General features: G+C 39.1%; 14 protein-coding genes. 10 read left to right on the top strand and 4 right to left on the bottom strand.

The annotated features are described in order from the left end of the window. Positions 1-316: 316 nt before the first annotated feature. The 3 genes from MNY66_RS12945 to MNY66_RS12935 all read right to left on the bottom strand — a co-directional run bounded on the left by MNY66_RS12945 (position 317) and on the right by MNY66_RS12935 (position 3,579). Positions 317-1,087 (bottom strand): nucleoside-specific channel-forming Tsx family protein, encoded by a 771-nt coding sequence (locus MNY66_RS12945; RefSeq protein WP_047256433.1) that lies wholly within the window; start codon positions 1,085-1,087, stop codon positions 317-319. Between the two features lie 256 nt (positions 1,088-1,343). Further along, the gene (locus MNY66_RS12940) at positions 1,344-2,852 is read right to left on the bottom strand and encodes an AmpG family muropeptide MFS transporter (RefSeq protein ID WP_241501040.1); all 1,509 of its coding nucleotides are present in this window, start codon (positions 2,850-2,852) and stop codon (positions 1,344-1,346) included. Between the two features lie 148 nt (positions 2,853-3,000). Beyond that, on the bottom strand, positions 3,001-3,579 hold the full coding sequence (locus MNY66_RS12935; RefSeq protein WP_047256431.1) for a YajG family lipoprotein: 579 nt from the start codon (positions 3,577-3,579) through the stop codon (positions 3,001-3,003). 367 nt (positions 3,580-3,946) lie between these two features. Here MNY66_RS12935 and bolA point away from each other — a divergent pair, with 367 nt between their 5' ends. The 9 genes from bolA to MNY66_RS12890 all read left to right on the top strand — a co-directional run bounded on the left by bolA (position 3,947) and on the right by MNY66_RS12890 (position 15,169). Continuing rightward, a complete protein-coding gene (gene bolA, locus MNY66_RS12930; RefSeq protein WP_241501039.1) occupies positions 3,947-4,279 on the top strand; it encodes a transcriptional regulator BolA in 333 nt (110 codons plus the stop codon). Between the two features lie 657 nt (positions 4,280-4,936). Next, a complete protein-coding gene (gene tig / locus MNY66_RS12925; protein ID WP_047256429.1) occupies positions 4,937-6,241 on the top strand; it encodes a trigger factor in 1,305 nt (434 codons plus the stop codon). Positions 6,242-6,829: 588 nt separating this feature from the next. Beyond that, complete coding sequence (gene clpP / locus MNY66_RS12920) at positions 6,830-7,453, top strand: ATP-dependent Clp endopeptidase proteolytic subunit ClpP (RefSeq protein WP_047256428.1); 624 nt, start codon at positions 6,830-6,832, stop codon at positions 7,451-7,453. Between the two features lie 157 nt (positions 7,454-7,610). Next, positions 7,611-8,888 (top strand): ATP-dependent protease ATP-binding subunit ClpX, encoded by a 1,278-nt coding sequence (gene clpX, locus MNY66_RS12915; RefSeq protein ID WP_047256427.1) that lies wholly within the window; start codon positions 7,611-7,613, stop codon positions 8,886-8,888. Between the two features lie 190 nt (positions 8,889-9,078). Next, positions 9,079-11,433 carry an endopeptidase La gene (gene lon, locus MNY66_RS12910; RefSeq protein ID WP_241501038.1) on the top strand — a complete coding sequence of 785 codons (2,355 nt, stop codon included), beginning with the start codon at positions 9,079-9,081 and terminating at the stop codon, positions 11,431-11,433. 226 nt (positions 11,434-11,659) lie between these two features. Next, on the top strand, positions 11,660-11,935 hold the full coding sequence (gene hupB / locus MNY66_RS12905; RefSeq protein ID WP_047256425.1) for a nucleoid-associated protein HU-beta: 276 nt from the start codon (positions 11,660-11,662) through the stop codon (positions 11,933-11,935). 176 nt (positions 11,936-12,111) lie between these two features. Continuing rightward, a complete protein-coding gene (ppiD, locus tag MNY66_RS12900) occupies positions 12,112-13,983 on the top strand; it encodes a peptidylprolyl isomerase (protein ID WP_241501037.1) in 1,872 nt (623 codons plus the stop codon). Positions 13,984-14,185: 202 nt separating this feature from the next. Then, the gene (locus MNY66_RS12895; RefSeq protein WP_047256423.1) at positions 14,186-14,590 is read left to right on the top strand and encodes a ComEA family DNA-binding protein; all 405 of its coding nucleotides are present in this window, start codon (positions 14,186-14,188) and stop codon (positions 14,588-14,590) included. A gap of 171 nt (positions 14,591-14,761) precedes the next feature. Continuing rightward, entirely contained in the window at positions 14,762-15,169 is a 408-nt protein-coding gene (locus tag MNY66_RS12890; RefSeq protein WP_241501036.1) for an acyl-CoA thioesterase, read from the top strand. Between the two features lie 96 nt (positions 15,170-15,265). On the opposite strand, the gene queC is transcribed toward MNY66_RS12890, so the two are convergent. Further along, positions 15,266-15,964, bottom strand: coding sequence for a 7-cyano-7-deazaguanine synthase QueC (queC, locus tag MNY66_RS12885; protein ID WP_047256421.1), 699 nt, complete (start codon positions 15,962-15,964; stop codon positions 15,266-15,268). Between the two features lie 390 nt (positions 15,965-16,354). Between queC and MNY66_RS12880 the strand changes: the two genes are divergently transcribed. Then, on the top strand, positions 16,355-16,816 hold the full coding sequence (locus MNY66_RS12880) for an Lrp/AsnC family transcriptional regulator (protein ID WP_047256420.1): 462 nt from the start codon (positions 16,355-16,357) through the stop codon (positions 16,814-16,816). Positions 16,817-16,836 lie beyond the last annotated feature (20 nt).

Below are 16,836 nucleotides of genomic sequence, written 5' to 3'. Positions count from 1 at the left end.
CTTTATGTAGATGTGATCACATGTAAAAGCATCATTAGCTAAAAGTTAAATTTATAGCCTAGGATTTAACGATCCTTTGATAAAGCGCGCTTAATCTTAAAATATCTTTGTAATTTTTAAAAGAAAAAAGAAACAAAAAAAGATTAGTTTAAACATCGACGGCTATATATCGGTTTTATTAGGCAAAAAGATGAGGCTTTTTAAGAAAAAAGAACGACTGATGGGCAGTCGTTCTTATCGGTAGTGATGGGGCTGTAATCCACAAGCCAAATAATAGCGAGATATCTTCGTTATTATTGGTGATTAATTCGACACCTTAGAAATTATATTTTAAGGTATAAACAATCGCATCCTGATAGAAGTCTTCACCTAATTTATTATCAGCGTAACGATATTGTACACCAGCCGCTAAATTAGGCGTTGCATTCCACCATAAAGCGACTGCGCCATTAATACCGTGACTGCCACCATTTCCGTAGCGTTCATTGCGGTTGAATTCCATTTCATGCCAGTTGGTGATGGCGAAATCTTCTTTTAATACTTTGAAGTTATAGCCAGCGACCCAACCGACAACATAGCCGTTATTGCCAGAATAATAGGTTTGATCAACATAATGTAGCGCAACAAAAGGTTTGAACCATAGATTACCTATACCGGTATTATAACCAATCCCATACAGTGTATTGACTTCATGGAAGTTGCCGCCATAGCGTGCGCCAGGCATTGACCAAGTACCATAAACATGGCCGTACAAGTTAAAACCTGTTTCGCCTAAATAAATACGGCTGGTGGTTTTTACCGTATAGCGTTGATTACGGCTTGGCTCTGTTCTTCTTTTGTGAAATGGATTTTCTAGATCGAAGAAACCATACAGTTCGCCCCACTTAAAGTTTGCGCCACCTTCTAATTCGATGTAAGCGAAATCTTGTTTGCGTGAGCCATCTTTTGATTTATTTTCAGTATGGCGAGACCAATCCAAATAGTTGACATTGATGTCGGCAAAACCATTCTGATAATCTAAAAAATCAGCGTGTGCAGCACTAGATAAAGAAGCTAGGGCGGCGAGACATAGCAGTTGTTTTTTCATTTTTTATATTATTATCATTTAATTATTAAGTGATTAAATTCGTATTCAGCCAATGCTGACTTGCCTAAAACTGTGATATTTTAGACTCTTATAGTGTAAATAAAAAATAGATTTCATTGGCTAAGTGATCTGCATCACTTAATAGGGCGGAGAATAGTCAAATTTACTGAGCGACTTCAAGTTGTTTATTTTTATTAATAATAGATTAATTAATAAAACGCTGGGATCTTACCCAGCATTTTAGCTAAATATAGGATTAGTGGCTCTGCTCAACGGCTTTTTTCACTGCAAAGAAATCGAGACATCCGCCAAGAATTAAGCTAATACATCCAATTGATATTCCAGTATTAAATAAAATATCCTGATATGCGTTTAGGTTTAACCAAAGATCTAATTGTTGGGTAAACATGTAGATTTTAATAGTAGAAAAACTGAAAATTAATAGTGATAGCAACCATAATCCTAAACATATGACGCTTACTAATAATGTTTTAACGGCAATTTTATAAGCCGCTGGAAACAGTTCTCGGCGCTGGAACATCCCGGTAACTTGGGTATATAACAGTGATTTACGGCAGGCTAATAACAGTATGATGCCCGGAAAAGCTACACCGATAGAAATAAGATAAAACAGTGGCCAGCCGTAATTACTGACTAATACGCTAGCGACAGGACCAATATAAACGCGACCAACGGCAGAGAGTGCCGATAATAAAGCAAATTGAGTGGCGGATAGCGATTTATTACACAGCGTCATTAATAATGCGACAAAGGCCGCGGTTCCCATACCGGAAAATATATTTTCTAGGAAAATAATTGAGCCCATCGAATAAATATTTGCTGGAGTTACCGCCAAGAACCAATAACCAATATTAGAGACACCTTGCAGAATACCAAATACTAGTAACGCCTTAAATAGACTCATCTCTTTCATTAAATAGCCGCCCAGTAATGCGCCAACAATGGTTGCTGTCATCCCGACAGTTTTATTGACCGCCCCGACTTCACTGAGGCTAAAACCTAAGCCATTTAATAAAAAGTTGGTGTTTAATGCCATTACAAAGGCATCACCCATTTTATAAAAAATCAGTAATAATAAAATCAACCATGCATTATTGCGGCTGAAAAATTCGGCTAATGGCTCATAAATAGCGTCTTTTAATGAAGCGGGCGGGGCACAATTATCTTCGGGTTCTTTAGCGAATAAAGTGGCAACTACCCCTATGAGCATTAATGCGGCCATTAATAAATACAGTTGCTTCCAGCTTAAAAAGGTATCAGCCATCCATAAAGAGAGCCCACCAGACACTAACATACTGATTCGATAGCCCATGACTGACACAGCAGCACCAACACCGCGTTCTTCTGCACTCAATAAATCAGTTTTATAGGCATCGAAGACGATATCTTGTGATGCTGAGCAGAAGGCGACGATAACGGCAAATGAGGCCAGCCACCATAGATGCTGTGACGGATTCATAAAGGCCATCCCAGCAATACTGGCAACCAGCAAAATCTGCGTGGTGACTAACCAGCCACGACGGCGGCCTAAAAATGGAGGTGTATACCTATCCATCATCGGCGACCACAGAAATTTTAAAACATAAGCTTGCCCGACTAAGGAGAAAAAGCCGATGGTTTTAATATCAACATTTTCAACGGTTAACCACGCTTGCAGAGTACCGCCGGTAAGAGCGAGCGGGAGGCCTGAAACAAAACCTAATAGGATCAGGGCGATTGAATTAGGTAATAAAGGGCGACTCATAGTAATCCTGTGGCTCTGCTGCGCGACGGAGCCTTTGTATATACCGCTTATATTTCAAGAAGAACAAGTATCAACGCTAACGATATTCTTACCGTGAGCTTGCTATATTCTGCCACTGAGTATGTATTGAGGTATAGATGATGAAAAATCAATTCGAATTTTGTTTAATAAACAGGCTAATATCCTGATCATTTGCCATATCAGTAATAATATCGGTTAGCGCGGTATTAATGGCACTTTCAATTTTTGCGTTGCTAGCCCCCATCGGTCCTCGCACATTATAATTGCGATTGAAGGTTCGTGTCGTCTTGGAGCCATTTGGCGCTTGAGCATCAATGGTTACGTTAGCTTGTGCGGTAATATTATGTCGTAAGCTGCCTTCTTGAACATTGGCGTTCAGGCTATTCAATTGAATAACTAAATTAATATTTGCCGGTGAACTAATGGTAAAACCGCGTGCATTCATTTGTTTTTCGACCGCTTCTTGCAGCAAGTAACGAGGATCACGTGAAGGCATTAATTGTACTAATTTTCCATCACGATTAATTTCTGCTAATGATTTTGAACTGCGATTATCCACGCTAGTGATACTAATTGAGCGTGTTCCTTGTGCCTGATTTTGTGCTGGTAGCGTAATTTTAGGCTCTAAAGATAAGGTATTATTCGGTGCTGCGCAGCCTGCCAGCAACAAGATAGCAAAAAGTGGAAAACAGAGTCTTTTCAGCATAATTTTTTCCCGGTTAATCTTTCTTAATTAAATATGTTCCGTTAATGTGCATCTTTATTCGGGGATACCCAACGATTTAATTCTATCGTATAGATGGCGTCATAAAATATAAAATCGTAGATAATTCAGTTAAATTACAGCATTACTCACAACAATGTCTGATTTGAGTTACCATTATTCGGGCAATAAAATCTATTGCGATTATTATAACACTGCCTTGGCATTATCAGATATCCCTATCATTGGCGAAGATAATAAAAATCTCGATTATTTTGGAATATGAGATTATTCAATTACCGCGATGATAGCAATTATGATATTTGTAAAAAATATAGTTGAAAAATACCGTTTACCAAGAGGTTACCTTATGTCTGAACAGCAAACAGAGAATCTACAGCAACACATTATGGCTAAATTGCAGCAAAAATTTTCGCCAACATTTATCGATGTTATTAATGAAAGTCATCAACATAATGTGGCGCCCGGTGCAGAAAGCCATTTCAAAGTTATTATTGTTACTGAGCTGTTTGCTGAACAGCGTATGATAGCTCGCCATCGGGCGATTTATGCGCTTCTTTCTGAAGAACTGGCGGGCAGTGTTCATGCTTTGGCTCTACATACTTATACACCGCAAGAATGGCATGAATTACAAGATACGAAGTTGTCATCGCCTGCATGTCGCGGCGGTGGTAAACATTAATCCTACCGTAGATAAGATAATTCTAGCGTAGGGTGTTGACTCTGTTGGACTATCCGGCACACTTAATAAGTCAATTTATCAGCCATTGTCTTCTGCATGCCGGACATTATTTAAGGTATAGTTGTAGAAGATATAGTTTTATAAAAATATAGTTGTATAAAGCTTAGTTGTATAAAGCTTAGTTGCATAAGATAAAGCAGTAGAAATCTACCCATATAAAATAGGGTTGTAGAAAACCTAAGTTATCGAAGACATTGCAGTTAATATGTCGTTAAGGATAAATAAAATAACTGGCTTGCCGATAATGTGGTGATTTCATTTTCTCGGTGAAGGTGTTTTATTTATATTTATCGCGATCGAATACCGGTCTGGTTGTTTTTTCTCCAGGTAAGTGGGGGGTTTTAGCGCATATAAGTCAGAAAAGTCACAAAAAACAGGAATAATTGCCTCTTTTATCGGCTTTTCTCGACTCAACCCTCATGCATCGGTATAATGTTGCGTCTAATTTTCAGTAAGGTTTCGGGATGCTTCTGATACAGGGATTATCGTTCGTCAATATGGCGGCCCCGGTTCTGGAAGGGAGATTGTTGTCGGTTTATACCGTTGACATAACTCTGGAGTTGACCGAGCACTAAGATTTTTTTTTGAGGTAACAAGATGCAAGTTTCTGTTGAAACGACTCAAGGCCTTGGGCGTCGTGTAACAATCACCGTTCCTGCTGCCGATATTGAAAAAGCAGTAAATAGTGAATTAGTGAATGCTGCGAAAAAAGTTCGCATTGATGGCTTCCGTAAAGGGAAAGTACCAATGCACATCGTTAAACAGCGTTATGGCGCATCTGTACTTCAGGATGTTCTAGGTGACGTTATGCAACGTAACTTTATCAATGCAATCATTGAAAACAAAGTTAATCCAGCCGGCGCACCGAGCTATAAACCTGAGCAGTTTGAAGACGGTAAAGACTTCACTTATTCTGTAGAATTTGAAGTTTACCCAGAAATCGAACTACAAGGTTTAGATACCATTGAAGTTGAAAAACCAGCGGTTGAAGTTAAAGAAGAAGACGTTGATAACATGCTGGATACTCTGCGTAAACAACAAGCAGAGTGGAAAGAAACTGACGAAGCCGCTGCGGCTGATTCTCGTGTTACTGTTAACTTCTCTGGTTCTATCGATGGCGAAGAATTCGAAGGCGGAAAAGCTGAAGATTTCGCGCTGGTTATGGGCGAAGGCCGCATGATCCCAGGTTTTGAAGAAGGTGTTGTTGGTCATAAAGCTGGTGAAGAATTCGATATCGATGTTAACTTCCCAGAAGATTACCATGCTGAAAACCTGAAAGGTAAAGCGGCTAAGTTTGCAATCGTTCTGAAAAAAGTAGAACAACGTGAACTGCCAGAATTTACTGAAGAATTCATCAAACGTTTCGGTATCGCTGATGGTACTTTAGACGGTCTGCGTGCTGAAGTTCGTAAAAACATGCAACGTGAATTGAAAAATGCAATTCGCAGCCGTGTTAAAGCTCAGGTTCTTGATGGCCTGGTTAAAGCGAATGACATCGATGTTCCTGTTGCAGTTATCGATGGTGAAATCGATGTTCTGCGTCGTCAAGCAGCACAACGCTTCGGTGGCGATGAAAAACAAGCGATGGAACTGCCTCGTGAACTGTTTGCAGAACAAGCTAAACGTCGCGTTGTTATCGGTCTGCTGTTAGGTGAAGTTATTCGCACTAATGAGCTGAAAGCTGATGAAGATCGTGTCAAAGTTCTGATCGAAGAAATGGCATCTGCTTATGAAGATCCTGCTGAAGTTATCGAATACTACAGCAAGAACAATGAGTTGATGGATAGCGTTCGCAACTTAGCTCTTGAAGAGCAAGCAGTAGAAAAATTACTGGAAGCGGCGAAAGTTACAGAAAAAGAAACTAACTTCACTGAGCTGATGAATCAAGTTCAGATGGGTTAATCCTCTCTTTTCTGAGATGTTCTTAAGTAAGAAACCCGTAGTGATTAACTACGGGTTTTTTGTCTATTAAGTGGCAAGAATACTGATAGACCTTGAAAAAAAATAATTAATCCCCAGATATTTTAAGTCATACTAAAAGTCGTCTGTACATAGTTCGTACATAGTTCGTATATAGTCCGGGCATAGATACTTTTTATTGCTCTAAAAATAACCAGAGTAGTTCTGGATTTTTTTTATTTATAATAAGTCTGTTGTTTGCTGACGCGCGAGAAGTCCGTGTATCCCAGTTCACTTGTGTTAAACTATTTTAGATGACGCTAAATTATTTTCGCCTGTAATAACACCAATAATAACTACTGCGGTAGTTATAGGCCGCTCGCTTGTTAGTTATATGTTTGTCGATAACGCCGAGTAAATAGCACCTTGTAAATAATGCGTTGTACAAGCTATAAATAAACAGTGAATGATAAAATAGGCGAGTAAAACGCATTATTTAATTAAAAAATCGCCATTTTTTAGCGTGACGAGTGTCATTCTAGATTAAATTATTAAGCTCAAGCACCAGTAAGATTTAAATAGGAGATAGAAATGTCACATTTTGACAGTCAGGATCACTTAGCACCCCATATGGCATTGGTGCCAATGGTCATTGAGCAGACCTCTCGGGGTGAACGTTCGTATGATATTTACTCTCGTTTATTAAAAGAACGTATTATCTTCCTGACGGGTCAGGTGGAAGATCATATGGCCAATCTGGTGGTTGCTCAGATGTTATTCTTAGAAGCTGAAAATCCAGAAAAGGATATTCATCTTTACATAAACTCGCCTGGTGGTGTTATCACCGCAGGGATGTCTATTTATGACACAATGCAATTTATCAAACCTGACGTAAGTACCATTTGTATGGGGCAGGCTTGTTCAATGGGCGCATTTTTATTGACCGCTGGCGCGAAAGGTAAACGTTTCTGTTTGCCGAACTCTCGCGTTATGATCCACCAACCATTAGGTGGATATCAAGGTCAGGCAACGGATATTGAAATCCATGCTCAAGAAATATTAAAAGTTAAAGCGCGTATGAACCAGCTAATGGCTCACCATACAGGTAGAACATTAGAAGAAATTAATCGTGATACCGAGCGTGATCGCTTCTTGTCTGCACCAGAAGCAAAAGATTACGGTCTGGTCGATCATATTTATACTAACCGTGGATAATCGAGCTTGATGAATGAGTGAATTACCGATTACTCCCGTGAAATAACGCTAGGATATTGGTAGTTTCAATCTTTCATGCTATCGATAATAGCGCGATGAAATTTTCCTATCTGCTCTAAATAAAAGCAAGATAGTCGCATATAAGTGAGGTCAACTGATGACAGATAAGCGCAAAGAGGGTTCAGGGAAACTGTTGTACTGCTCTTTCTGCGGCAAGAGTCAGCATGAAGTGCGTAAGCTGATAGCCGGCCCGTCAGTATATGTTTGTAATGAGTGTGTCGATCTTTGCAATGATATTATTCGTGAAGAGATCAAAGAATTAGCGCCTCATCGTGAGCGCAGTGCTTTGCCAACGCCGCATGAAATTCGTCAACATTTAGACGATTATGTTATTGGTCAAGAAAAAGCCAAAAAAGTTCTGGCCGTCGCGGTTTATAACCACTATAAACGTCTGCGTAATGGCGATAAAACCAGTGAGGGCATTGAGCTTGGTAAAAGTAATATCTTGCTAATTGGTCCAACAGGTAGCGGTAAAACATTACTGGCAGAAACATTAGCGCGTTATTTGGATGTGCCGTTTACTATGGCAGATGCAACAACGCTGACAGAAGCCGGCTATGTCGGTGAAGATGTCGAAAATATTATTCAGAAATTATTGCAAAAATGCGACTACGATGTTGAGAAAGCACAACGTGGTATCGTATATATTGATGAAATTGATAAAATTTCTCGTAAATCAGATAATCCATCGATTACCCGAGATGTTTCTGGTGAAGGTGTTCAGCAGGCGCTGCTGAAACTGATTGAAGGAACAGTAGCTGCAGTTCCACCTCAAGGTGGACGTAAGCATCCACAGCAGGAATTTTTACAGGTAGATACCTCTAAAATTCTATTTATTTGTGGTGGTGCATTTGCTGGATTAGATAAAGTTATCGGCCAACGTATCAATACTCGTTCTGGTATTGGTTTTGCGGCAGAAGTGAAAGGTGAGTCAGAAAAAGCCACAGAAGGTGAATTACTGTCTCAAGCAGAGCCTGAAGATTTGATTAAATTTGGACTGATCCCTGAGTTCATTGGTCGTTTGCCAGTGGTTGCAACATTGACTGAACTGAGTGAAGAAGCCTTAATTCAAATTCTGAAAGAGCCAAAGAATGCACTGACTAAACAATATCAGGCATTATTTAATTTAGAAGGCGTTGAGCTCGAGTTTCGCGATGATGCGTTAAAAGCAATTGCTAAGAAAGCCATGGCCCGTAAAACTGGGGCACGTGGTTTACGTTCTATCGTTGAAGGTGTTCTGTTAAATACAATGTATGACTTACCTTCCATGGACGATGTAGCGACTGTTATCGTTGATGAAAATGTAATTAATGAGCAGTCAGAGCCATTGTTGATTTACAGTAAACCTGATGCTCAAGCTTCTGGTGATAATTAACACTTAGGATTTTCCATCAATAGCGCATTATGCAAAATGAGGGGTATCCCCTCATTTTGTTTTTAATCGCTTTATTACTATTGAATGTCAAAATCTTGTCCCCATATAGTTTATATTCTGAGGTGCGGTTTCGATCACTTTGTGCCTTGAAACCCTTAAATTGGCGTAAGCTAAACGAAGAGAGAGCTTTATGAATCCTGAGCGTTCCGAACGCATTGAAATACCCGTATTGCCTCTGCGTGATGTAGTGGTATACCCACATATGGTGATCCCACTGTTTGTTGGACGTGAAAAATCCATTCACAGTCTGGAAGCAGCGATGGATCATGACAAGCAGGTAATGCTGGTTGCCCAAAAAGAAGCCTCAACTGATGAGCCAGGGGTAAATGATCTTTTTTCTGTCGGTACCGTAGCTTCCGTTCTACAAATGTTGAAACTGCCCGATGGGACAGTCAAAGTACTGGTAGAAGGTTTAAAACGTGCCCATATCAGCACACTGACAGATAATGGTGAATATTTCTTGGCTCAGGCTGAGTACCTAACGTCTGAAGCTGTTGATGAAAAAGAACAAGAAGCATTAATCCGTGTGGCGATTAATCAGTTTGAAGGCTATATCAAACTGAACAAAAAAATCCCACCAGAAGTTTTAACTTCACTAAATGCAATTGATGACGTTGATAAATTAGCAGATACCATCGCTTCACATATGCCGTTGAAATTAGCGGATAAACAGCGTGTATTAGAAATGTCAGATGTAGGCGAGCGCCTAGAATATCTGATGGAAATGATGGAATCTGAAATCGATCTGCTGCAAGTTGAAAAACGCATTCGTAATCGCGTTAAAAAGCAGATGGAAAAAAGCCAGCGTGAATATTATCTGAACGAACAAATGAAAGCGATTCAGAAAGAATTAGGCGAGATGGATGATACGCCTGATGAATATGAATCTCTGAAACGTAAAATTGAAGAAGCCAAAATGCCGAAAGAGGCACATGAAAAGGCGGAAGCAGAGTTACAAAAACTGAAAATGATGTCACCAATGTCAGCGGAAGCCACAGTGGTTCGCAGTTACATTGAGTGGATGATCCAAGTTCCATGGAATGCGCGCAGTAAAGTGAAAAAAGACCTGATTAAAGCGCAGGAAGTGTTAGATAGCGATCATTACGGTCTTGAGCGAGTTAAAGAACGTATTCTTGAGTATCTCGCGGTACAAAGCCGGGTTAGTAAAATTAAAGGGCCCATTCTATGTTTGGTGGGGCCTCCAGGGGTAGGTAAAACCTCGTTAGGCCAATCTATCGCCAAAGCGACAGGTCGTAAATACGTGCGCATGGCCTTAGGTGGCGTACGAGATGAAGCGGAAATCCGTGGGCATCGTCGTACCTATATTGGCTCTATGCCGGGTAAACTGATCCAGAAAATGGCTAAAGTTGGGGTTAAAAACCCATTATTCTTATTAGATGAAATCGATAAGATGTCATCCGATATGCGTGGCGATCCTGCTTCAGCCTTACTTGAGGTATTAGATCCAGAGCAAAATATTGCATTTAATGATCATTATTTAGAAGTCGATTATGATTTGTCTGATGTAATGTTTGTCGCGACCTCAAACTCGATGAATATTCCTGCGCCATTGCTTGACCGTATGGAAGTTATTCGTCTTTCCGGTTATACCGAAGATGAAAAACTGAATATCGCAATGCAGCATTTGTTGCCTAAACAGCTTCAGCGTAATGCATTGAAAAAAGGCGAATTAACCATCGATGAAAGCGCAATTATGGGGATTATTCGTTACTATACCCGTGAAGCTGGCGTACGTAGTCTCGAACGTGAAATTTCTAAATTGTGCCGTAAAGCTGTAAAAACCTTGCTGATGGATAAATCCCTTAAGCATATCGATATTACCGCTGACAATTTGAAAGATTTCTTAGGTGTACGTAAAGTCGATTACGGTCGTGCCGATACTGAAAACCGTGTGGGCCAAGTCACTGGACTAGCATGGACTGAAGTAGGCGGCGATCTGCTGACAATTGAAACCGCTTGTGTTCCTGGAAAAGGAAAATTAACTTACACCGGTTCACTGGGTGAAGTTATGCAAGAATCAATTCAGGCTGCATTAACCGTAGTCAGAGCGCGTGCGGACAAATTGGGTATCAATAGTGATTTCTATGAAAAACGTGATATCCATGTGCATGTGCCTGAAGGGGCAACACCAAAAGATGGTCCAAGCGCCGGTATTGCGATGTCAACCGCACTGGTTTCTTGTTTAACAGGTAATCCTGTACGCGCTGAAGTTGCTATGACCGGTGAAATAACGTTGAGGGGGCAAGTATTGCCAATTGGCGGGCTAAAAGAGAAATTATTAGCGGCGCATCGTGGTGGTATTAAAGTGGTTCTGATCCCTGAAGAAAATAAACGTGATTTGGAAGAAATTCCAGATAACGTGATTGCTGATTTAGAAATTCATCCAGTGAAAACTATTGAAGAGGTTTTGGCATTAGCATTGCAAAATCCACCGATGGGTATGGAAGTGGTAACTAAACAGTAATAACAGAGCGAGTTTAATCAACCACTCAGAATAAAAGACTGACAGTGCAATTGACGCTTGTCAGTCTTTTTTTTGTGAAATTAATCTAAACGAAGATTCTGATAATTATGTGTGGAGAATATGTTCTCTTGCCATTAATTATCAGTATTGATATAACGACAACATCACATTAAGGGCTATTTTAAAGCTCAAAGTGATAGCCAAACTAATTATGGGGATAATAAGCGTGAATAAATCACAATTAATTGATCAAATCGCAGCAGATGCAAATATTTCTAAAGCCGCAGCAGGTCGTGTTGTTGATACTTTCGTAGCATCAATTACAGACTCTTTAAAACAAGGTGACGATGTTGCATTAGTTGGATTCGGTACTTTTGCAGTGAGTGATCGCGCTGCCCGTACTGGTCGTAACCCACAGACAGGTGCGAAAATTGAGATAGCAGCGACCAAAGTGCCTAAATTCCGTCCAGGAAAAGCCTTAAAAGACGCTGTTAATTCATAATTATTCAGTATCAGGTTATTATTTCTGCTTATTTTAGAGAAACTGACACTGACTCATCAGCGCGGTTAGGATAATATAGAGTGCATCATGGAAATGATGCGCTTTTTTTTCTATTAAAGTTTAAGATAGCGTATCATTAGCTAATTGAAATCAACAAAGCGGAGTTAAGCCTTTTTATGATGGACAATCTACGCACGGCGGCGAACAGTCCTGTGCTTAAAATCGTGCTGGGTGTAATCATGGTGTCGTTTGTATTAACCGGCGTCGGTGGTTATCTGATTAGTGGATCTGCGAATGATGCAGCTGAAGTTAATGGCCAGCCAATTTCTCGCGCACAACTGCAACAGGCTTTTCAACAAGAAAGACAAACGATGCAGGAACGTCTGGGCGATAGATTTTCTGAAGTTGCTAGCAATGAACAAACGATGAATCAGTTGCGTCGTCAGGCACTTGAAAACTTAATTAATGTGTCTTTATTCAATCAATATGCTAACAAACTTGGTCTTTCTGCCAGCGATGCTCAGATTAAACAGAGCATTTTTGAAATGCCTATCTTCCAAGTTGATGGCCAATTCAATAGTGACAGATATCGTGCAGTACTCGCTCAATACAATATAAATGCTGATAATTTGGCACAACAAATTGGTCAGGATTTAGTCAGAGAACAGCTAGGAAATACATTTAGCGGAACCGAGTTTGCTTTACCTTCAGAAGTTAAAGCCTACGCTGAATTAATTATGCAGAAACGCGATATTCGTTCTGCAACCTTGTCTTTAGCTGATATGCATAAAAAACAGACAGTTACGGAACAAGAACTACAGGATTATTATCACTCCAATCAAAGTAGTTTCCTTTCCCCTGAAAAAGTTAAAGTCAGCTATATCAAATTAGATGCTGCGAATATGTCTTCTGACGTAAAAATTACAGATGAAGAAATTAAAACTTACTATGAGCAGAATCTGAAGAACTTTACTCAGCCTCAACAGCAACAATACAGTATGATCCAAGTTGCGACTCCAGAAGAGGCCGCTGAAATTGAATCAGCGTTAAAACAAGGTGCTGATTTTGCGACGCTTGCTAGCGAAAAATCTACGGATAAATTTAGTGCGGCGAATAAAGGTGTAATTGGTTGGATGGAAGCAACATCTACGCCGAGCGAGATTATTGATGCTAATCTGACAGAGAAAGGTCAATTTTCTGCACCGATTAAATCAACGGCGGGCTATATTATCTTTCGTTTAGACGATATTAAACCGGAAGTGATTAAGCCGCTGGATCAAGTGAAGTCACAAATTGAAACGACTTTACGTCAAGATTCTGAAATTAAACAATTTTATGACTTGCAACAAAAAGTCAGTGATGCAGCGACAAATGATAATGAATCATTGATTTCAGCAGAAGAAGCGGCAGGAATTAAAAAAGTCACCACCGATTGGTTTGATCGTAATAATCCGCCACAAGAACTGAATTTCAATAAAGTTATTGCTGAAATATTTAGTGATCGTTTAGTTGATGCCAATGGCACCACCGGATTAAACTCTGACGTTATTAATGTCGAAGGTGATCGTGCATTTGTTATTCGAGTGGATGAATATAAACCTGAAGCAGTACAACCATTTGATAGCGTTAAACAAGAGATTACCGATCTGGTGAAGCGTCAAAAAGCAGAAGTTGCATTACAAGCTGAAAGTACCAAGCTGTTAGCGGCGTTAAAAGACGGTAAAGGCGAAGCGGCATTAACTGAAGCTGGCGTACATTTTGATGCATCTAAGACCGTGACTCGTCTTGAACAGCAAAATCCGATTGTAGATACGGCATTTTCAATGCCTGAACCACAGGAAGACAAACCAACGTTTGCTAGCGCGCGTGATAGTTTAGGTAACGTGGTTATTATTCAGTTAGATAAAGTTATTGCCGGTCAGCCTGAAGATCAAGATTTACAAGGTTTTGCTCAGCAATATAAAGCATTAATGAGTGCAGCGATGCAGGAAACATTGATGATTAATTTGCGTGATAATGCAAAAGTTGAAGTTTTGAATTTAGAATAACAGCTTGAAGCTAACGCCTAACATAAAGAACAGAAAGTGGAATAATAATTCTCACAGAAATATGTACGGGCTCGCAAAATAATCTTATTTTGCTGTAACAGAAAGGCTACCTTTGGGTTGCCTTTCTTGTTTTTATCGATAAGGAGCGGTTTGGAGAATTTATTCAGGCATGATGAAAGCTCGCTTAAAGGAGAAATAAATCATGTTATGGAATAACCAAAGAAAACTAGGAACGGCCTTAATATTTATTACATCATTGCTATCAGTGGTACCCACATTAGTGCTGGCGGATAAAGCAAAAGCAGATACCAGCTCAGAGTTAGTGGGCAAATTAATTTCGAAAAGTAAACCAGATAAGAGAGAGAGCGATACATTAACCAAAGAACCGGCTGTAGTTTCTACTACATCCAATGATTTGGTTAATATTAATAAAGCTGATGCCGATGAGTTAGCCTTAAAGCTAAGTGGTATTGGTGTTCGTAAGGCACAAGCAATTATTGATTACCGAGAAAAATTTGGCGATTTTAAATCCATTGAAAACTTACAAGAAGTTAATGGGATAGGGCCTTTATTCATCGAAAATAATAGAGATAAACTCAAGTTATAAATAGCTTTAACCACCATAACTAATTGTTTTGGTGGTTATTTTATTTTTATTAATTATTTTTATTATTTATGTTTAATTATTGTGATGTACTTCGTAAGTTAGAAAAGCTATCAAAAAATTAATTTATTATTTGTTATGTTATAACCACTTTATAATTATATCGAGGTTGATATGGCATCACAAATTAAAGTTATTGGTTATCATATAGATGTTTTTGGTCATGTAAATAATGCTCGCTATCTTGAATTTTATGAAATGGATCGCTGGGCATGGCTAGATAAAAATCAGCTTAAAGAATGGATGATGCTAAATAAAATGGCTATGGTGGCAGTTAATATTAATGTTAATTACCGCATTGGGGCTGTATTAGGAGATCAATTAACGATTAGTTCCTCAATACAGAAAATAGGCGAAAAAAGTGCGGTGTGCTATCAGCAGATAACCCGCGAGAGAAATCAAACCAAAGAATTAGTTTCTGATGCGACAATTACTTTTGTTTTTATTGATTTAATAACCAATAAGGCGTTACCGATCACGGATAAATTGAGGCAGATACTTGATGTAAATGATGAAAATTAGCATAAATTTTTATTGTGTTGAGTCGTCATCTTTATCTTACAGAGGATAAAGATGACATTTGTTTAGCTCAGTCTATTTCAGCTTAGTTGATAAAGATTACGCTAAACCTACTTTTTGTTTCATTGACTGCATAATTGCTGATTTATTATCTTGATAACGCTCTAAACCATTTGCCCTAAGGTGGCAAGCAGCACATTCGCCACAGCCATCACCTTGAATACCGTTATAGCAAGTTAATGTGTCTTGGCGGATTGTTTCTAAATGTTCATAGTAGTCAGCTAGTGCCCAAGTTTCCGCTTTATCGAGCCACATTAATGGTGTTTCGAAACGAATATCACGAGCAAGGCCCGCAGAAACCGCTGTATTTAATGCTTTAACAAAATCATTCCTGCAATCAGGATAACCGGAAAAGTCTGTTTCACAGACCCCAGTGATAACGGCTTCTGCTTGAACTTGGTATGCATAAATAGCCGCGAGAGTAAGAAATAAAATATTGCGGCCAGGAACAAAAGTACTAGGGATCGCACTCTTTTCACTTTCAGAGAAATCGGGTACCGGAATATTATCCCGAGTTAAACTACTAATCGCGAGTTCATTTAGTAAAGTCACATCCAGCGTTTTATGCGCTGAAGCACCAAGATTTTTACTCAGTCGTTGGGCAACTTGAATTTCCGCACGGTGGCGTTGTCCATAGTCAAAAGTGACACAATGGACATCATCATAATTTTTAAGTGCTTGAATTAGGCAAGTTGTTGAATCTTGACCACCACTGAACACTACAACTGCACGTTTCATTACTTATATCTCCCGATAAATATTTATCGGCTATTGGCTATTCTCAAGCCCTAGCCAGTTATTTGCTAATATGTTACATCAATTTGCTATACGTCATTGTAAGCTGATTGATAGCTCTTTGCTTACTGAGTTTTGTTTATTAATGAAGAGTATTTTAAGCGATATATGCTAGCCGAATAATTCGGCAGGAGACTTACCTACTGAGAGTAATGCCAGTTGATTTTCTGTATTATTGTTAAAAATGAATCATATAATGTCTATATCGCTCAATCTAGATAAAATTTTTCTGAGTTTATTATAAAATATAAAAAATAATTTCCTGGCAGTGTTTGATCTAATACGCTTGATACTATCAGGGGAGCAAAATGAGCCTTCAAGTGGATTAATCAGATGTTAGATAAAATAGATAAAAAACTTCTTAGTCTCTTACAAGTTGATAGCAGCGTTTCGTTGAATACATTAGCAGAAGCGGTCAACTTAACCTCAACACCTTGTTGGAAAAGATTAAAACGCCTTGAAGATGAAGGATATATTTTAGGTCGAGTGACCTTATTAGACAGTGAAAAGCTAGGTTTAGGATTAACTGTCATTGTAATGATCAGAACACAGCACCATAACAGTGAATGGTATGAACAATTCGTAACTTTTGTTAATCAAATGCCAGAAGTGATGGCATTCTATCGGATGGCCGGTGAATACGACTATTTGATGCAAGTTGAAGTCAGAGATATGAAATCATACGATTTATTTTATAAAAAGTTAGTCAATGGAGTGCAGGGATTGATTGATGTCACCTCCAGTTTTGCGATGGAACGAATAAAGTATACTACGGCATTGCCAATCCCAGACTAATTAATAAATTTATAGATACT

It is taken from the genome of Moellerella wisconsensis (genome assembly GCF_022592395.1).
In the GTDB taxonomy this organism is placed as follows: domain Bacteria; phylum Pseudomonadota; class Gammaproteobacteria; order Enterobacterales; family Enterobacteriaceae; genus Moellerella; species Moellerella wisconsensis.
This window is presented reverse-complemented; position numbering and strand designations above follow the sequence as displayed.

What these genes read in the sequence shown, in the direction of transcription:
- MNY66_RS12945 (WP_047256433.1), bottom strand. Translation starts at nt 1,087, where the DNA reads ATGAAAAAACAACTGCTATGTCTCGCCGCCCTAGCTTCTTTATCTAGT.
- MNY66_RS12940 (WP_241501040.1), bottom strand. Translation starts at nt 2,852, where the DNA reads ATGAGTCGCCCTTTATTACCTAATTCAATCGCCCTGATCCTATTAGGT.
- MNY66_RS12935 (WP_047256431.1), bottom strand. Translation starts at nt 3,579, where the DNA reads ATGCTGAAAAGACTCTGTTTTCCACTTTTTGCTATCTTGTTGCTGGCA.
- bolA (WP_241501039.1), top strand. Translation starts at nt 3,947, where the DNA reads ATGTCTGAACAGCAAACAGAGAATCTACAGCAACACATTATGGCTAAA.
- tig (WP_047256429.1), top strand. Translation starts at nt 4,937, where the DNA reads ATGCAAGTTTCTGTTGAAACGACTCAAGGCCTTGGGCGTCGTGTAACA.
- clpP (WP_047256428.1), top strand. Translation starts at nt 6,830, where the DNA reads ATGTCACATTTTGACAGTCAGGATCACTTAGCACCCCATATGGCATTG.
- clpX (WP_047256427.1), top strand. Translation starts at nt 7,611, where the DNA reads ATGACAGATAAGCGCAAAGAGGGTTCAGGGAAACTGTTGTACTGCTCT.
- lon (WP_241501038.1), top strand. Translation starts at nt 9,079, where the DNA reads ATGAATCCTGAGCGTTCCGAACGCATTGAAATACCCGTATTGCCTCTG.
- ppiD (WP_241501037.1), top strand. Translation starts at nt 12,112, where the DNA reads ATGATGGACAATCTACGCACGGCGGCGAACAGTCCTGTGCTTAAAATC.
- MNY66_RS12895 (WP_047256423.1), top strand. Translation starts at nt 14,186, where the DNA reads ATGTTATGGAATAACCAAAGAAAACTAGGAACGGCCTTAATATTTATT.
- MNY66_RS12890 (WP_241501036.1), top strand. Translation starts at nt 14,762, where the DNA reads ATGGCATCACAAATTAAAGTTATTGGTTATCATATAGATGTTTTTGGT.
- queC (WP_047256421.1), bottom strand. Translation starts at nt 15,964, where the DNA reads ATGAAACGTGCAGTTGTAGTGTTCAGTGGTGGTCAAGATTCAACAACT.
- MNY66_RS12880 (WP_047256420.1), top strand. Translation starts at nt 16,355, where the DNA reads ATGTTAGATAAAATAGATAAAAAACTTCTTAGTCTCTTACAAGTTGAT.